This is a genomic window from Allostigmatella hybrida (genome assembly GCF_020103775.1).
Classification (GTDB): domain Bacteria; phylum Myxococcota; class Myxococcia; order Myxococcales; family Myxococcaceae; genus Hyalangium; species Hyalangium aurantiaca.
The window spans coordinates 1-1379 of the sequence record NZ_JAHXBH010000071.1; the positions used below are offsets into that span (position 1 = coordinate 1).

Sequence of the window (1379 nt, forward strand, 5' to 3'; positions counted from 1 at the left end):
CCATCCGCTTTCCTCGTTGCCAAGTTCATTGGTTCAACAACTGAAAGTGGAAAAGTTATTTCCTCCAGCCTCCTAACGTGTGCCCTGGCGACGTGTGGCTGGGGAGGGACTGGTGAGGGAGCACGGGTAGGAGTACCGGCACAATCAGATGGCTTAAATAGGTGGTGCGTCAGGACTCAACCGAGTTTCACGGCTGTGCCAAGCAGGCTTCTTCGTAGCCCCATCGGTCCTGACGCCGGCCGGACTCAAGCACTTGATTCAACTCCTCCAAAGAGACGGAGGGAGGCACGTCCACCGCGAGTAGGCGGGGAAGATGGCTCAACTCCGTCGAGCAGCCCATTTGCTTGAAGAGGGTACGCACAGCCGCAACGTCAGCCGCGTCATAGACGACGACGCGGAGGGTGCTGTGCCCCGAGGGCAGAGCGACCTCCTTGAACCGAAAGGCGTTCTCCTCCTGGACCGCGGCAACAATGTCGTTCACCGCGATGCCAAGCACGAAAAAGGGAATGTTGTCGATCTTGAAGAGGCCATCACCGGCCTTGATGGCCCAGAGCGTTTCTACACTCGCGGGTGGATAACCGTCCTCGTCCTGCTCAAGCTCAAACAGGATTTTGACGCGATGCTCAGTCACAGGTTCGCTCATTGTTAGGGCGCCTTCACTGTTCCTTGTCACCCTTCTTTATATTGCAGTCACGGCACAAGACCTGCCCGTTGTCGGGATCGCCAGCCCCACCTTTGGCCTTGGGAATGACATGATCGACGTGTGTCTCGTTCGCTGGAGGCGTGATGCCCTTTTTGTGTTGATCTGCTGGAACCGTCTCGACACCGCAGGTCTCGCAGACAGTTTTGCCCCCATTGCGAGAAGCATTGTCCTGCTTGACGATTTCCTTGTCCTTCTTTGTGAAACGAGAGCCAGGCCGCTTGCCAGCCACAACTTCCGGAGCCAAGTCCATGGAGGGTGGGGCGAGGCCCAGAAAATCCACCGGAACTGGGGCGGCAGTGTCCGCCAATGGAGCATCAGGCCTGTGTTCTGCCTCCTTCGCTTCGACTGGGAGAGGGACGAGCGTCAAGAGGATGAGGGCCGGTAGCCAGTGCATGCTCTCATTCTGAGGGAGGACAACGAGTTCCGGCAAGCTGCGGCGGTTCGTCTATGGAGGCGGCGGGAATCGAACTCACGAACAAGGCGATGGAAAACCTCAAGCAGGACGCGCTGTTACCCGTTATCGCCTTGATTTTCCTGGGGTTCGTTATCCCGTCCCGTCCCATCCCGTGCCCTCGTGTTCCGTCCCTTTCCCCGCTGGAGGGGTAGAGTCGACGGGAGGCGCGGTGCCGTTCGGGTTCGTCGGCGCCTACTGCGAAGGTCCGCTCTCGCTCGCCCT

The 1379-nt window shown here is 58.9% G+C and carries 2 protein-coding genes; both read right to left on the reverse strand.

What is annotated here, in order from left to right; translation table 11 throughout:
• Nucleotides 1-187 precede the first annotated feature (187 nt).
• Nucleotides 188-643, reverse strand: coding sequence for a DUF4265 domain-containing protein (locus KY661_RS37050; protein ID WP_225414675.1), 456 nt, complete (start codon nt 641-643; stop codon nt 188-190).
• Between the two features lie 13 nt (nt 644-656).
• The gene (locus tag KY661_RS37055) at nt 657-1097 is read right to left on the reverse strand and encodes an HNH endonuclease (RefSeq protein ID WP_225414676.1); all 441 of its coding nucleotides are present in this window, start codon (nt 1095-1097) and stop codon (nt 657-659) included.
• Between the last annotated feature and the right edge of the window lie 282 nt (nt 1098-1379).

What these genes read in the sequence shown, in the direction of transcription:
- KY661_RS37050 (WP_225414675.1), bottom strand. Translation starts at nt 643, where the DNA reads ATGAGCGAACCTGTGACTGAGCATCGCGTCAAAATCCTGTTTGAGCTT.
- KY661_RS37055 (WP_225414676.1), bottom strand. Translation starts at nt 1,097, where the DNA reads ATGCACTGGCTACCGGCCCTCATCCTCTTGACGCTCGTCCCTCTCCCA.